Here is a 13,920-nt window from a genome sequence, read left to right on the forward strand (position 1 = left end):
ATCCTTTATGCGACGCCGTTGGCGCGGAACCAGGCGAGACAGCGCGCCCAGCCGTCAGCGGCGGCCTCCGCATTGTAGCTCTCGCGATAGTCGGCATGGAAGCCGTGCTGCACGCCCGGATAGACGATGATCTCCGAGTGCGAAGGATTGTCGGCGGCGCTCAACGACGCACGCATTTGTTCAACGCTTTCAAGCGGAATGCCGCGATCGTTTTCAGCGTAGAGCCCTAGCACCGGCGTGTGCAGCGTGCCGCCAATGTCGTACGGCCATGGGCGATCTTCGTCCGCCCCCCAGCTTCCAGGCGCCGGACGAACGAGGCGCCCATACCAGGCGACGCCAGCTTTCACGTCGGGAAAGCGTGCGGCCGCCATCCAAACAACCGTGCCGCCCCAGCAAAAGCCCGTGATGCCAATGCGATCATTTGAAGACGACTGCGCCTTCAACCACTCGATGGCGCCCTGCGTGTCGCCCATCACCTGTTCATTGTTGGCGGTGGCGACAATATCGCGGATCGCGGTCATGTCCGTCATCGGCGCGGGGTCACCCGCGCGATCAAAATAGTCCGGCGCAATCGCGACATAACCTTCGCGCGCAAAGCGGCGACAAACGTCCTTGATGTAGTCGTGGATGCCGAAGATCTCATTCACGACAATGATCGCGCCATGGCGCTCGCGCCCACTCGGCCGCGCCACGTAGGCCGGCAGCGCATAGCCGCCCGCGCCGTTTATGTGCACATCCTCGACGACCAGCTCATCTGAGGGTGTGGTCACAGGACTGGCGCACGAAGAAGCAGCCGCCGTCGCATAGCCCACGAAGAACAGCGAAGCCGCCATGGTGCGGCGCGTCGGCGGGAAATTGCCCTCTGGGGTGTCAAGCTTCATCCGTTCGTCTCCTCAAGAAACACGCCCGGCGCGCGTCCCCTTGCGCGTGATCTGGAGCGGGCGCAGGCTTTCGGCCAGTAAATTATTCGGGGGCGTTTCGATGCGTTTTCTAGGCCTAGCCGCATTCGCGGTGGCATTCATGCTCGCGGGACCGGCCATGGCGGCCGCCCTACCCTTCAATCCTGAGGACGCGACGCAAGCTTGGCTCGCCACCATGGGCCCGGAAGCCACGGAGCGCTCGAACTCTTACTTCGAGGGCGGCTACATCATCGACTTTGCCGGCACCGCGCTCTCCATCATCGTGGCCGGGCTTATGCTGCTGCTCGGCTGGGCGCGCGGCGTGCGCAGCTGGATCGAGAAAACCCTGAAGTGGTTTCCGTTCGTCGCGCTTGGCACGTCGTTCTTCTATATCCTCGTTTCGAGCGTGCTGACCTTTCCGTTCTCGTACTATGTCGGCTTCGTTCGCGAGCACCGGTACAATCTCTCCACTCAAGACTTCCCTGAATGGTTCAACGAGCAGCTCATCGGATTTGCGCTTGGCCTCGTGATCGGCTCGCTCTTCCTGACCGTGCTCTATCTCATCATTCGCGCAGCCCGGAACACGTGGTGGATCTGGGGCTCGATCGTGACTGTCGCCTTCGCCGGCGTGATGAGCATGCTCTTCCCGGTCTACATCGCGCCGCTCTTCAACACGGCGACGCCGATGGAGCAAGGCGAACTGCGCGACAGCATTCTCGCCCTCGCCCAAGCCAATGGCGTGCCGGCGGACAACGTCTACGTCTACGATCGCTCGCGCCAAACCAACAGCATCAGCGCCAACGTCTCAGGCTTTGGCCCGACAACCCGCATCTCACTCGCGGACACCCTGCTGGAGCGCACCAGCCCCGAAGCCGTACGCGCCGTGATGGCGCATGAAATCGGCCATTACGTTCTAAGGCACAACGTATCGGGCATGATCTTCAGTTCGATCTTCATCATCTTCAGCTTCGCGTTCGTGCACTTCACATTCCGCTGGGCTGCCAAGAATGAGCGCTGGGGCATCCGCGACATCTCGGACCCCGCAGGATTGCCGTTAGTGATGGTGTTGCTCGCGGTCGTCGGCCTCATCACCGCGCCGCTTCAACGCAACATGGTCTATTTCAACGAACAGCAAGCGGACATGTTTGGCCTCAATGCAGCGCGCGAGCCTGACGGCTTTGCGGAAGCCTCCGTGCTGCTCAGCGAATATCGCAAAATGGAACCAAGCGCGTTCGAAGAGTGGTTCTTCTACGATCACCCATCGGGCTGGAATCGCGTGCACAACGCCATGGTTTGGAAGGCGCACGAAATCGCCGCTGGCCGCTTGCCGAACACGCCAGGCGGACCGCCGGCCGGTTGGGTTCCGGACTTTGTCCGCAGCCACGATGCCGCCCCGGCTAGGCCTGCGCCGGCGGTGGAGACGCCCGTGACGACGACGGAACCGTCACCCGCCGCACCGTCAAATTAAGCCGTCCGCCTTTCGGCAATAAGCGCGACGTGCCGTTCATGATGCGATCAACGCCATGATACGCACGTCGCGCAGCGCCGCTCAGCATGCACACATCACCTGATGCGAGACGCACACTCCGCGTCGGATCCGAGCGCACGCTGCCGCCAATACGAAACATCGCCGTGTCGCCAAGCGAGATCGAAAGCACGGGCGCATCCCAGGCGTCTTCGTCGCTATCGACGTGCAAACCCATGCGCGCGTCGCCTTCGTACAAGTTCACGAGGCACGCTTCCGGCGGCGCATCGTAACCACTGAGCTCATTCCAAAGCTCAACGACTTTGGGCGGCATCTCCGGCCAAGCCTTGCCGGTCTCGGGGTGGGTCGCCTGGTAGCGATAGCCCTGCTCCTTATCGGTCACCCAACCGAGCGCGCCGAAATTGGTCATCCGCACCCGCATCGGCAGACCCGACTTCGGCATGCGCGGAATGTAGAGCGGCCCTCCCCGCATGCGCGCGAACACCTCGTCGCGCAGCGCCTCTTGGGCGGCGCGGTCGAGCAGGCCCGGCCAAAGCCGGAAGCCGTCGAAATCGGAAGCGGGGCGGGTCATCGCCATATCGCCTATCTAGGCATTCGGTTTCTTTTTTGTTCCGCCGGAGAACTTGAGCCGGATCAAGGCCTAACGGCCATCGTACTATTTCCCTGCGACGAATGCGGATAGGTCGCCAGAAAGTCTTGCACCTCGTAGGCGATACACCACATGAACCCGGAACGAAGCGGCTTGGTGCTTGGGACGGGGCGACAAGTCGTTTAATCGCTTGAACAAAGGACAGGACGCGCGCTTCGGGGACGCCATGCATTTGGGTCCAATGGCCGGAACCGCGCCGCTGAAAAAGGAACGAGGACTAAGCAATGGGCAAAGTAATCGGCATCGACTTGGGCACGACGAACTCGTGCGTGGCCGTCATGGAAGGTGGCCAACCCAAGGTTATCGCCAATTCTGAAGGCTCAAACACCACGCCGTCGGTCGTGGCATTCCGCGATGATGGCGAACGCCTGATCGGTCTCACGGCGCAACGCCAAGCGGTGATGAATTCCGAACAAACCTATTACGCCGTGAAGCGCCTTATCGGCCGCTCCTTCGATGATCCGATCACGAAGAAGGACGTGGGTTTGGTCCCCTATAAGATTGTGAAGGGCCCGAACGGCGACGCGTGGATCCAAGGCCGCGATAAGCAATACGCGCCGTCCGAAATCTCCGCCTTCGTTCTGCAGAAGATGAAGCAGACGGCGGAGGATTATCTCGGTGAGCCTGTAACGCAGGCCGTCATCACGGTTCCCGCATACTTCAACGACGCTCAGCGCCAAGCCACGAAGGACGCAGGCAAGATTGCCGGCCTCGAAGTGCTACGCATCATCAACGAACCGACGGCAGCCGCGCTCGCCTACGGTCTCGATAAGGGCGAAACCAACAAGACCATCGCCGTCTACGACCTCGGCGGCGGCACCTTCGACGTCTCGATCCTCGAGATCGGCGACGGCGTGTTCGAAGTCCGCTCCACCAACGGCGACACTTTCCTCGGCGGTGAAGACTTCGACATTCGCATCGTCAACTACCTCGCCGACGAGTTCAAAAAGCAAACCGGCGTTGATCTGCGCCAACAGAAGGACGCTCTCCAACGTCTGAAGGAAACCGCGGAACAAGCGAAGAAAGAGCTCTCCTCGCGCAGCGATTATGAAGTGAACATCCCGTTCATTACGCAAGATCCCGCGACTAAGAACCCGCTCCACCTGGTGATGAAGATCACACGCGCGAAGTATGAAGCCCTGGTCGAAGACCTCGTCCAGCGCACCATCGCGCCGTGCAAAGCCGCGCTGAAGGATGCCGGCCTCTCCGCTTCGGACATCAAGGAGGTGGTGCTTGTCGGCGGCATGACACGCATGCCGAAGATTCAGCAGGTCGTGAAGGAATTCTTCGGCCGCGAACCGCACAAGGGCGTCAACCCGGATGAAGTCGTGGCCGTTGGCGCCGCGATTCAAGCCGGCGTTCTGCAAGGCGACGTCAAGAACGTCGTGCTGCTCGACGTCACCCCGCTCTCACTCGGCATCGAAACGCTGGGCGGCGTGTTCACGCGCCTCATCGAGCGCAACACCACGATCCCGACCAAGAAGAGCCAAATCTTCTCGACCGCCGAAGATAACCAAAACGCCGTCACCATCCGTGTCTTCCAAGGCGAACGTGAAATGGCCGCGGACAATCGCCCGCTCGGCCAGTTCGATCTTGTCGGCATCCCGCCCTCACCGCGCGGCATGCCGCAGATCGAAGTCACCTTCGACATCGACGCCAACGGCATCGTCTCGGTCGGCGCCAAGGACAAGGCCACCAACAAAGAACAGAACATGCGTATCCAGCCGTCGGGCGGTCTCTCCGACGACGACATCAAGCGCATGGTCAAGGAAGCTGAAGAGCACGCCGGCGAAGACAAATCGCGCCGTGAAATGGCCGAAGCCCGCAACCAGGGCGAAGCTCTGGTCCACGCCACTGAGAAATCTCTACAGGAAAACGGTGATAAGATCCCTGCGCCAGATAAGGCCGGAATCGAAGCCGCAATCGCTGCGCTGAAGGCCGCGCTCGAAACTGAAGACACCGCCGAGATCGCCAGCAAGACGCAGGCCCTGGTGCAAGCATCGATGAAGATCGGTGAAGCCCTGTACGGCGGCCAAGGCGGCGGCGGTGCTGATGGCGGCGACGCCGGCGGCCCGGACAAGGAAGGTGTTGTTGACGCCGACTTCGAAGAAGTCGACGGCAACAGCAAGAAGAGCGCTTAAGCCAGTTACGACTTGAGGTCGCTCGATGCTGTTGCGCATCTCCCAAACTGAAATCGGGCGGCTTCCCTCCTTGCGAGGAAGCCGCCTCTTTCTCATCTCGGTGACAGCATGAGTGCTGACCGTGATTATTACGAAGTGCTTGGCGTCGCGCGCGACGCTGACGCCACGACGATCAAATCAGCTTTTCGCAAACTGGCGATGAAGCTGCACCCGGACCAAAACCCGGGCTGCAAAGTCTCGGAAGATAAATTCAAAGAGCTTGGCGAAGCCTACGCCGTGCTTTCCGATCCGGAAAAGCGCGCTGCCTATGACCGCTATGGCAAAGCCGCATTTCAAGGCGGTGGACCAGGTGCAGGTGGCGGCTTCCACGGCGCCGGCGCAGCTGACTTCTCCGATCTCTTCAATGAGATTTTCGGCGGCGGCTTCGAGGAAATGTTCTCGCGCGGTCGTGGCGGCGGACAGCGCAATGGTCCTGCTCGCGGCGCAGATCTCCGCTACGACGTCGAGATCACGCTCGAGCAAGCCTTCCGCGGCAACGAACGCGAGATCGTCGTCCCGCGCGCACAAGCTTGTGAGCCCTGCAAAGGTTCGGGCTCGGAAGGCAACGCACCGCTCGAAACATGCGCCACCTGCCAAGGCGCCGGCCAAGTTCGCGCCCAGCAAGGCATGTTCCGCATGGTGCGCACCTGCCCTGCCTGCCACGGCCGTGGTCAATCGATCAAAACGCCGTGCCGTTCGTGCGGTGGGCGCGGGCAAACCCAAAAAGAGCGCACGCTCTCGGTCAAGATCCCTGCTGGCGTCGAAGACGGCACGCGTATCCGTCTCTCCGGCGAGGGCGATGCTGGCGTTCGCGGCGGCCCAGCCGGAGATCTTTATCTCTTCCTCTCGGTGAAGCCGCACGCTCTGTTCGAGCGCGAAGGACCGGATCTCTACTGCCGCGCGCCCGCACCGATGGTGAAGGCAGCGCTGGGCGGTGAAATGGAAATCGCCACCATCGACGGCGAGCGCACCAAGATCGCCATTCCCGCGGGCGCACAGACCGGCCGGCGCTTCCGCGTCAAAGGCAAGGGAATGACGCATCTACGCGGCAAGGATCGCGGTGATCTCCACGTCGAACTTTTGGTCGAAACGCCCGTGAACCTCACGGCGAAGCAGAAGAAACTGCTCGAAGAGTTCGCCAAAGATTGCAGCGAAGAAGCTCACCCGCAGACACAAGGCTTCTTCGACAGCATGAAGAAGTTCTTCGACGCCAACAGCGAACCGCCTGCGCGCTAACTTGCCAGCCAGTGCGGCGCGGCTCACAACGGCGATATGACACTTTCCATCGCAATCGCCGGCGCTGGCGGCCGTATGGGCCGGGCGTTGGTGCGCGCGGCATCGGCTGATCCGCGCTTCCTCGTCTGCGGCGGCACCGAGCGTGGCGATGGCCAATTCCTCGGCATCGATCTTGGCGCGCTCGCGGGCGTCGCCCCGCTGATGATGAACGCCTCCGAGACCTCGAACCTCGCCGCCGACAAGGCCGAAGTCTGGATCGATTTCACAGCACCCAACGCAACCATCGAAGCGCTCGACGCCCTCGACGGCACGCCTGTCAAAGGCGCAATCATCGGCACTACCGGTCTTTCAGATGAGCAAGAAGCAAAGATCGCCGCTCACGCCGAACGCATCGCTATCGTCCGCTCAGGCAATTTCAGTCTAGGCGTCAACCTGCTCGCGGCGCTCGTGGAACAAGCCGCGCAGCGCCTCGGTCCCGATTGGGACATTGAAATCACCGAAGCGCATCATCGGCGCAAGGTCGACGCGCCTTCAGGCACGGCCCTCCTCCTCGGCGACGCTGCCGCTCACGGGCGCAACGTGAAACTCTCCGACGCACGCCTCAAGCCACACGACGGCATCACCGGTCCTCGGAAAGAAGGCGGCATCGGCTTCTCCGCAATTCGCGGCGGCGGCATCGTCGGCGATCACGACGTGCGCTTCATCGCCGAGCGCGAAGTCCTCACGCTTTCGCATCACGCCTCAGATCGCGCCGTGTTCGCGGATGGCGCTCTCGCCGCAGCGCTCTGGGTCGCAGACAAACGCCCCGGCCTTTATTCGATGCGCGACGTATTGGGATTGTAAGGACCGCGCTTTGCCTTGCTGAGCGCCAGACTCAACGCTGCAGCAAACCCATCGCATTCCTTCGGCGACAAGAACGCCCCAAGCCGCATTTGCCCTTCGCGCTCACGGATTAACACGCCACGTCCGTCGCGTGCGACTTGCGCCCATATCGGGTTCAACACCCAATGCGTTGCGATCCCGTCCTGATTCACCGCCGCGACATGCACCTTTCCCGGCGCAATCCGCACATATTCCGCGGCCTTCCCTGCGCGATAATTGATCCAGTACGCCAGCCACAGCGCCAGTACATCCAGCCCCAGAAAGCCCGCGACCGGAAACGCACCCTGCACCCAGAAGAACAGCGCTACCGCCACATTCACAGCGATCACGGCGACCAACATATATTTAAACGCCCGCGCACTCAGGCTTCGATGCGGACGCAGGCTTGCATCCATCAAAAGCGGTCCGTCCAAGAACGGCGCGTCCGGTGAGCGTTCCCACGTCGGCCTCATGTCTCTAAGACTAACCCAGCAGCTTCGACTGCCAAGGATTGAAAACACGTGGCCAAGCGCCTGACCAAAGCCAAGGCCGAAGAGCTTTACGCCCGCCTCGCTCACGTGCGCCCAGACCCCAAGACCGAGCTGGACTACACCAACCCATATACGCTCCTCGTCGCCGTCGTACTCTCGGCCCAGGCGACCGATAAAGGCGTCAACCGCGCCACCGGCCCCCTCTTTCAGATCGCCGACACGCCGGCGAAAATGTTGAAGCTCGGCGAGGAGGGCGTGGCCGACCACATCAAGACGATCGGCCTCTGGCGCAACAAAGCCAAGAACGTCGTCGCGCTGAGTCAAAATCTGATCGACCAACACAACGGCGAAGTCCCGCGCGAACGCGACGCGCTCGAAGCCTTGCCCGGCGTTGGGCGGAAGACAGCAAACGTCGTGCTCATGGAAATTTTTGGCGAAGGCACAATTGCGGTCGATACGCACGTGTTTCGCGTCGCCAACCGCACCGGATTGGCTTCAGGCACAACGCCCGCAGAGGTGGAAGATCAGTTGATGCGGATCACGCCGCCCAAGTACCTGCACGGCGCACACCACTGGCTGATCCTGCACGGACGCTACACGTGCTTAGCGCGCAAGCCAGAGTGCCCGCGCTGCGTCATTGCCGATCTTTGCGTGTTTCAGCCCAAGACACGTGCGATAGCGCCAACGAAAGCGTCCGCCCCTTCGGGCGCGAAATCGAAGAAGAGATAAGGCTCAATCGCTTCGATCTCGATCACGCGCCAGGCGCCGTCGTCGCCGAGCACTAAATCGATGCGTACATAAAGCAGGTCCTGCGGCGCGCGCGCCCGCGCGGCCTCTGCGGCTTGAATGGCGGCGTGCGGCGGCGTTTCGGCTACAAATCGCGCACCGGAGACGTTTGCGAGCCAATCGCCAGCCGCCGGCACTTTTCGCACTGCATGCGAGTAAGCGCCGCCAAACCAGAACAGCGACCGCTCCCCTTCTGTCTCAATCGAACGCAGATAAGGCTGGATCATCGCTGGTCCGATCGGGCCATCGATCAGAGCGGCCTCGCTCCATGCATTACGTTTGAGCCGTACGGTACGAACCGATCCCGCACCCACTTGCGGCTTCACAACAATCTCCGCCGCGTCGAGAGCGTCGAACGCCTGCGCCACATTGTGTGCGCCGGGCTTGCCGTCGGTCCACACGGTCTCAATGGCGGAGGGTCCGAGTTCTTTCAGATAGGTCTTGCGCAAATTCCAGCGCACGACCGCCGGCAGATTGAGGACACGCAGACCCGCACGCTCATGCGCCTCGAGCGTCGCCACGAACTGATCAGCGCGCTCGGTGTAATCCCAAGTCGTCCGGATGACGGCCAGATCAAAGCCGTGTTGCGGCAGATCCATCTCATCCCAATAGACCACTTCGAAATCGATCCCGCGCTGCTTGCCCGCGGCGAGAATGAGATCACGGCTCTTCTCTTCAAGCGGCGGCACCACGCCCGGCCCCAGCGGCGTGCCGCGATACGAACGGCCCGTGAGATAAGCCACGCGCGCCATTATGAGCGGCGCGCCGCTGCTTCCACCGCGCATTGGTCCAAGGTCGGCGCCGCAACCCCTGCCCGGCGCGCGCTTGGATGCGCCTCCTGAAGCCGCATCGCATTGCGCGCATCGGCCGCGAACAGCATCAGCAATGCGCAATTCTCGAACCGATACGTAAGCGCCGTTCCCGCACCGTCGCGGCGCACGATATCGGCCTGGCCGAAATAGCGCTCCACATCCTGCAGCGACGGCGCATCAGCGCCTCCGGCGGCGCGCAACAATTGCGCTTGCCTGGAAGACGAGGTCGAACCCGAAGGCCCCGTGGGCGCGGCGTCGTTATTTGAGGGCGAAGTCGGCGCGGCGGTTGCGCAGGCGGCGAGCAGCGCGAGGGCTGCCAGTGAGGCGATGAATCTCATGCGCGCGAATGTGCCGCCGCCCGCCCTGGCCCGCAATGCTTGCCACGCCTCATTCCGCGCGCTTTAAGGCCCCAACTCCAAGGATTAACTCATGACAAGCTCGACCTACGATGTCGTCGCCGTCGGCAACGCCATTATCGACATCCTGAAGCCGGTAACGGACCAGTTCCTGGCCGAAGAAGGCATCGCTAAGGGCGGAATGACTTTGATCGACGAAGCGCGGGCCGATCACCTGACTACACGCCTCGCAGATCCTGTCGTTGCAGCGGGTGGTTCCGCCGCCAACACGGTTACCGGCGTTGCGAGCTTCGGCGGCACAGCTGGCTATATCGGCAAAGTCGCCCAAGATGATCTCGGCGCTCGCTTCACCAAGGAATTCCGCGCCGCCGGCGTTGCCTTCAACACCGCCCCGCGCCCGGGCACGCCCGGCACCGCGCGCTCATTGATCGTCGTCACACCCGATGGCCAGCGCTCCATGAATACCTATCTCGGCGCCTCCACGCTGCTAAGCGCTGAAGATCTCGATGAGGAGCTCATCCAATCGGGCCAAACACTCTTCCTCGAAGGCTACTTGTTCGATCGCGACGAAGCGAAAGCCGCATTCGTGCGCGCTGCCGAAATCGCACGCGCCGCGGACCGTAAGGTTTCACTTACCCTCTCGGATACGTTCTGCGTCGATCGCCACCGCGATAGCTTCCGCCACCTCGTGGCCGGCCACGTCGACATTCTGTTCTGCAACGAGTCCGAAATTCTCTCGCTCTACGAATGCATTGATCTTGGCGACGCGATTGCTCAGGCCCGCAAGGCCTGTCCCCTCGTTGCGGTGACGCGCTCAGAGCACGGCTCCCTCATCGTGACCAAGGACGATACCGTCGAAGCCAAAGCGTTCTCGGTTTCCAAGGTCGTCGACACAACAGGTGCGGGTGATCAGTACGCGGCTGGCTTCCTCTTCGGATACACGCGCGGCAGATCGCTGGCTGAGTGCGGCGCTCTCGCTTCGCTTGCAGCAGCCGAAGTCATCTCACACATGGGCCCGCGTCCCGAGACAAGCCTGCGTGAACTTGCCCAGCAACGCGGCCTCAGCATCTAAAGAATAAATCGGCTCAAATCCGCGTTCTTGGCGAGCGCGCCAACATTGCTGCGGACATAGTCCGCATCGATGTGCACCGTCTCGCCACTGCGATCCGGTGCGGTATAGCTCACCTCGTCGAGTAAGCGCTCCATCACCGTCTGCAAGCGGCGCGCACCGATATTTTCGACAGTGCTGTTAACGTCCGCAGCGATGCCGGCAATTGCTTCAACGGCATCGTCGGTAATATCGAGCGTAACGCCCTCGGTTTTCAGCAATGCTTTGTACTGCGTAACCAAACTTGCTTCCGGCTCGGTCAAGATGCGGCGGAAATCTTCGCGTGTAAGCGCTTGCAACTCGACACGAATAGGCAATCGTCCCTGCAATTCAGGCAGCAAATCTGACGGTTTCGAGACGTGAAACGCGCCGGACGCAATAAATAGAATGTGGTCCGTCTTCACCTGACCATGCTTGGTCGTAACGATCGTGCCCTCAATCAAGGGCAACAAATCGCGCTGCACGCCTTCACGACTGACATCGCCGCCGCCGACCCGTTCTGAGCGCGAGGCGATCTTGTCGATTTCATCGATGAATACGATTCCATCCTCAGCGGTAAGCGTCAGCGCCTCTTTGACCAGGGTGTCTTGATCAATGAGCTTGTCGCTCTCCTCACGCACTAGCGGCTCATAAGCTTCATCGACGGTCATCCGCACACGCTTGGTGCGCTTCCCAAACGCTTTGCCAAAGATCTCCCCGATATTGACCATGCCCATGCCGGGTTGGCCCGGGATATCGAGCCCGCCCATCGGGCTTGCGTTATCTTCGACATCAATCTCAACGGCCGAGCCGCCGAGCTCACTGTTGCGCAATTTCTTCCGGAAAGACTCGCGCGTTGCGGCGCTCGATCCCTGCCCTACGAGCGCATCAATCACCCGCTCTTCAGCTGCCGCTTCAGCGCGCGCGCGCACTTCGCGCCGCCGCCGTTCCCGAACCAAATTCAGCGACACTTCCACCAGATCGCGGATAATCTGTTCCACGTCACGTCCGACATAGCCGACCTCTGTGAACTTCGTTGCCTCGACCTTTAGAAAGGGAGCGCCCGCGAGTTTTGCCAAACGCCGCGCGATTTCAGTTTTGCCGACGCCCGTCGGCCCGATCATCAGAATGTTCTTCGGCGTTACCTCCTCGCGGAGGTCATCCGGCAATTGTTTACGCCGCCAGCGATTGCGCAGCGCAATTGCAACCGCGCGTTTAGCGTCGTTCTGACCGACAATGTAGCGATCCAACTCAGAAACGATTTCACGGGGCGAGAAATGGGTCATGGCTCGCCAGATTTAGGCGCACCCCTGCTTCGCGTGAAGTGCGGCGTCTCGTCGATAACCTAGGTGGCTGGTGACGCTTCCGGCGGGAAAATTCGCGCCCATGCACCGTCAGGCTTGACCCAACCCAAAAGCGCGCGGCGGGCGCTGTGCCAACTCGCACCAAGGATCAAAACAAATGCGCCGAGCACGATCAGCGTCGAGGCCGCTAGCGCGCCAGCGCCCATACCGACAGCATTCATCAGGATGCCGATCGCCACGCCCGTTGTGATCAATGTCGAGACAATCAGCACCCGGCGATTGATGAGCAGCGAGACGATGCCCAGCAGCAACACCACGGCTAAGGTTATGCCCGCGTGCGCAATTGCGTTGTTCCCGCCTTCGGCAGCCGATGCAACCAAAGCGCCCGACGATGAAAAACCGGCCTGCTCACCGAACATCTGGCCAATCAACCCGAACGCACCATTCAAAATGAACGGCGCCGCTGCAAAGTGAAGCCAAAAGCCGTTGTCGGAATAGCGTGTCGTCCGCGCAGGATCACGCGCATCGAACGCAACACCGGCCAGGAACAACAGCAAGCCGAGCCCAAGCTCAAGCGGCGCCAGATACTGCATCGTGAGTTCGAAATTCGCCGTCAGCGCCGCAACGATCACGAACAACGCAATGCCGCCACCGGCAAAGCCAAGTGAGAACGGCAGGCGGAAGCGCGCGTAAAACGCGAGCGGCGCTAGGAATGCAAACGCCGTTGCGACCCAAATGCCCATGCGCAATTCCGGCGGCATCGTCGACATATCGAGGCCGGTGCCGTCAAAACCGCGGCCCACAAGCACGCCGGCATAAAGCAATGCCACAGCCATCACCGTGAACACCGTGAGCGAAATCACAATTGCGATCGCAGGCAAGAACAAACGACGGCGACGCGCGAATACTTCGCCAAGACTCCACATCACCGCGCCGCATCCTGCGAACAGCGCACCGGTCGTAATCGCGCCCGCCTGCGGACTATCTACGCCCGAGGTCGCGACATAAACCGAAACCCCAATCGCAAGACCGATCGCGAGCAAGGCGATGCCTGTCGCCAAGAAGACGTCGTGGAAATTTCTTAAGAAACGGAGATCCTCCTCCCCGCTCGGCGTCGCCGACACGCCAGCGGCGCGGGAGGCCAAAAAGTCGTGGAGCGGGCCAACCTGTTCGGCGTTGATCACACCGGCTGCGGCTGCAGCTTCCAACGCGCCACGTTCAGCCATTCAGCGTCTCCACCGTCAGATTACCGTTCGTATATACGCAAATCTGAGCCGCGATCTCCATCGCTTTGCGAGCAATAACCTCGGGATCGTCGACATAGTCATAGAGAGCGCGCGCCGCCGCGAGGGCGTAATTGCCCCCGGAGCCCACTGCGATCACCTGATGCTCCGGCTCCAACACATCGCCGGCGCCGGTCAAAAGCAGGGTCTCGTCCTTATCCGCCACAATCAGCATCGCATCCAAACGACGCAGCGCCCGATCAGTGCGCCAATCCTTGGCAAGCTCAACACAAGCGCGCGCCAGTTGACCGGGAAAGCGCTCCAGCTTGGTCTCCAGCCGCTCGAACAAAGCGAACGCATCGGCGGTCGAGCCGGCAAAGCCGACGATCACCGAACCTATACCGAGGGCGCGCACCTTACGTGCATTGCCTTTGAGGATCGTCGGCCCCGCCGAGACTTGCCCGTCGCCGGCGATCACAACCTTACCGCCCTTACGCACGCACACGATGGTGGTGCCGTGCCACCCTGGCTGATCTGTCATATTGGAGAT

General features: G+C 61.4%; 14 protein-coding genes. 6 read left to right on the forward strand and 8 right to left on the reverse strand.

Going from position 1 to position 13,920, the window contains the following annotated elements:
* Positions 1-5 precede the first annotated feature (5 nt).
* Complete coding sequence (locus ATE48_RS10270; RefSeq protein ID WP_066771014.1) at positions 6-881, reverse strand: dienelactone hydrolase family protein; 876 nt, start codon at positions 879-881, stop codon at positions 6-8.
* Between the two features lie 100 nt (positions 882-981).
* Between ATE48_RS10270 and ATE48_RS10275 the strand changes: the two genes are divergently transcribed.
* Positions 982-2,367: a M48 family metallopeptidase gene (locus tag ATE48_RS10275; protein WP_066771016.1), complete on the forward strand. Its 1,386-nt coding sequence runs from the start codon at positions 982-984 to the stop codon at positions 2,365-2,367.
* On the opposite strand, the gene ATE48_RS10280 is transcribed toward ATE48_RS10275, so the two are convergent.
* Positions 2,297-2,956, reverse strand: a complete 660-nt coding sequence (locus tag ATE48_RS10280; protein WP_066774870.1) for an alpha-ketoglutarate-dependent dioxygenase AlkB — start codon at positions 2,954-2,956, stop codon at positions 2,297-2,299. The genes ATE48_RS10275 and ATE48_RS10280 overlap by 71 nt on opposite strands.
* 302 nt (positions 2,957-3,258) lie before the next feature.
* On the opposite strand from ATE48_RS10280, the gene dnaK reads away from it, so the two are divergent.
* From dnaK to dapB, 3 genes are all read left to right on the forward strand, one after another.
* The gene (dnaK, locus tag ATE48_RS10285; protein ID WP_066771019.1) at positions 3,259-5,175 is read left to right on the forward strand and encodes a molecular chaperone DnaK; all 1,917 of its coding nucleotides are present in this window, start codon (positions 3,259-3,261) and stop codon (positions 5,173-5,175) included.
* 108 nt (positions 5,176-5,283) lie between these two features.
* On the forward strand, positions 5,284-6,450 hold the full coding sequence (gene dnaJ, locus ATE48_RS10290) for a molecular chaperone DnaJ (protein ID WP_066771023.1): 1,167 nt from the start codon (positions 5,284-5,286) through the stop codon (positions 6,448-6,450).
* Between the two features lie 36 nt (positions 6,451-6,486).
* Positions 6,487-7,293, forward strand: coding sequence for a 4-hydroxy-tetrahydrodipicolinate reductase (dapB, locus tag ATE48_RS10295; protein ID WP_066771025.1), 807 nt, complete (start codon positions 6,487-6,489; stop codon positions 7,291-7,293).
* Here the strand turns inward: dapB and ATE48_RS10300 are convergent.
* Positions 7,263-7,784, reverse strand: coding sequence for a DUF2244 domain-containing protein (locus ATE48_RS10300; RefSeq protein WP_083197288.1), 522 nt, complete (start codon positions 7,782-7,784; stop codon positions 7,263-7,265). The genes dapB and ATE48_RS10300 overlap by 31 nt on opposite strands.
* Positions 7,785-7,832: 48 nt before the next feature.
* Here ATE48_RS10300 and nth point away from each other — a divergent pair, with 48 nt between their 5' ends.
* Positions 7,833-8,531 carry an endonuclease III gene (nth, locus tag ATE48_RS10305; RefSeq protein WP_228126580.1) on the forward strand — a complete coding sequence of 233 codons (699 nt, stop codon included), beginning with the start codon at positions 7,833-7,835 and terminating at the stop codon, positions 8,529-8,531.
* On the opposite strand, the gene ATE48_RS10310 is transcribed toward nth, so the two are convergent.
* Positions 8,459-9,340 (reverse strand): ATP-grasp domain-containing protein, encoded by an 882-nt coding sequence (locus tag ATE48_RS10310; RefSeq protein WP_083197289.1) that lies wholly within the window; start codon positions 9,338-9,340, stop codon positions 8,459-8,461. The two genes, nth and ATE48_RS10310, sit on opposite strands and share 73 nt — an antisense overlap.
* Complete coding sequence (locus ATE48_RS10315) at positions 9,340-9,738, reverse strand: hypothetical protein (protein WP_156767719.1); 399 nt, start codon at positions 9,736-9,738, stop codon at positions 9,340-9,342. The genes ATE48_RS10310 and ATE48_RS10315 overlap by 1 nt, the downstream gene beginning before the upstream one ends.
* 91 nt (positions 9,739-9,829) lie before the next feature.
* Here ATE48_RS10315 and ATE48_RS10320 point away from each other — a divergent pair, with 91 nt between their 5' ends.
* Positions 9,830-10,828, forward strand: coding sequence for an adenosine kinase (locus tag ATE48_RS10320; RefSeq protein ID WP_066771029.1), 999 nt, complete (start codon positions 9,830-9,832; stop codon positions 10,826-10,828).
* On the opposite strand, the gene hslU is transcribed toward ATE48_RS10320, so the two are convergent.
* Genes hslU through hslV form a run of 3 tightly spaced genes read right to left on the reverse strand, consistent with a single transcriptional unit; the run spans position 10,825 to position 13,911 of the window.
* Positions 10,825-12,129 carry an ATP-dependent protease ATPase subunit HslU gene (gene hslU, locus ATE48_RS10325; RefSeq protein ID WP_066771031.1) on the reverse strand — a complete coding sequence of 435 codons (1,305 nt, stop codon included), beginning with the start codon at positions 12,127-12,129 and terminating at the stop codon, positions 10,825-10,827. The two genes, ATE48_RS10320 and hslU, sit on opposite strands and share 4 nt — an antisense overlap.
* 59 nt (positions 12,130-12,188) lie before the next feature.
* Complete coding sequence (locus tag ATE48_RS10330; RefSeq protein WP_066771035.1) at positions 12,189-13,373, reverse strand: hypothetical protein; 1,185 nt, start codon at positions 13,371-13,373, stop codon at positions 12,189-12,191.
* Positions 13,366-13,911: an ATP-dependent protease subunit HslV gene (gene hslV / locus ATE48_RS10335; protein WP_066771037.1), complete on the reverse strand. Its 546-nt coding sequence runs from the start codon at positions 13,909-13,911 to the stop codon at positions 13,366-13,368. Before hslV ends, ATE48_RS10330 begins: the two co-directional genes overlap by 8 nt.
* Between the last annotated feature and the right edge of the window lie 9 nt (positions 13,912-13,920).

Source organism: Candidatus Viadribacter manganicus (genome assembly GCF_001679665.1).
GTDB classification, from domain to species: Bacteria; Pseudomonadota; Alphaproteobacteria; order Caulobacterales; family Aquidulcibacteraceae; genus Vitreimonas; species Vitreimonas manganica.

What these genes read in the sequence shown, in the direction of transcription:
- ATE48_RS10270 (WP_066771014.1), bottom strand. Translation starts at nt 881, where the DNA reads ATGAAGCTTGACACCCCAGAGGGCAATTTCCCGCCGACGCGCCGCACC.
- ATE48_RS10275 (WP_066771016.1), top strand. Translation starts at nt 982, where the DNA reads ATGCGTTTTCTAGGCCTAGCCGCATTCGCGGTGGCATTCATGCTCGCG.
- ATE48_RS10280 (WP_066774870.1), bottom strand. Translation starts at nt 2,956, where the DNA reads ATGACCCGCCCCGCTTCCGATTTCGACGGCTTCCGGCTTTGGCCGGGC.
- dnaK (WP_066771019.1), top strand. Translation starts at nt 3,259, where the DNA reads ATGGGCAAAGTAATCGGCATCGACTTGGGCACGACGAACTCGTGCGTG.
- dnaJ (WP_066771023.1), top strand. Translation starts at nt 5,284, where the DNA reads ATGAGTGCTGACCGTGATTATTACGAAGTGCTTGGCGTCGCGCGCGAC.
- dapB (WP_066771025.1), top strand. Translation starts at nt 6,487, where the DNA reads ATGACACTTTCCATCGCAATCGCCGGCGCTGGCGGCCGTATGGGCCGG.
- ATE48_RS10300 (WP_083197288.1), bottom strand. Translation starts at nt 7,784, where the DNA reads ATGAGGCCGACGTGGGAACGCTCACCGGACGCGCCGTTCTTGGACGGA.
- ATE48_RS10310 (WP_083197289.1), bottom strand. Translation starts at nt 9,340, where the DNA reads ATGGCGCGCGTGGCTTATCTCACGGGCCGTTCGTATCGCGGCACGCCG.
- ATE48_RS10315 (WP_156767719.1), bottom strand. Translation starts at nt 9,738, where the DNA reads ATGAGATTCATCGCCTCACTGGCAGCCCTCGCGCTGCTCGCCGCCTGC.
- ATE48_RS10320 (WP_066771029.1), top strand. Translation starts at nt 9,830, where the DNA reads ATGACAAGCTCGACCTACGATGTCGTCGCCGTCGGCAACGCCATTATC.
- hslU (WP_066771031.1), bottom strand. Translation starts at nt 12,129, where the DNA reads ATGACCCATTTCTCGCCCCGTGAAATCGTTTCTGAGTTGGATCGCTAC.
- ATE48_RS10330 (WP_066771035.1), bottom strand. Translation starts at nt 13,373, where the DNA reads ATGGCTGAACGTGGCGCGTTGGAAGCTGCAGCCGCAGCCGGTGTGATC.
- hslV (WP_066771037.1), bottom strand. Translation starts at nt 13,911, where the DNA reads ATGACAGATCAGCCAGGGTGGCACGGCACCACCATCGTGTGCGTGCGT.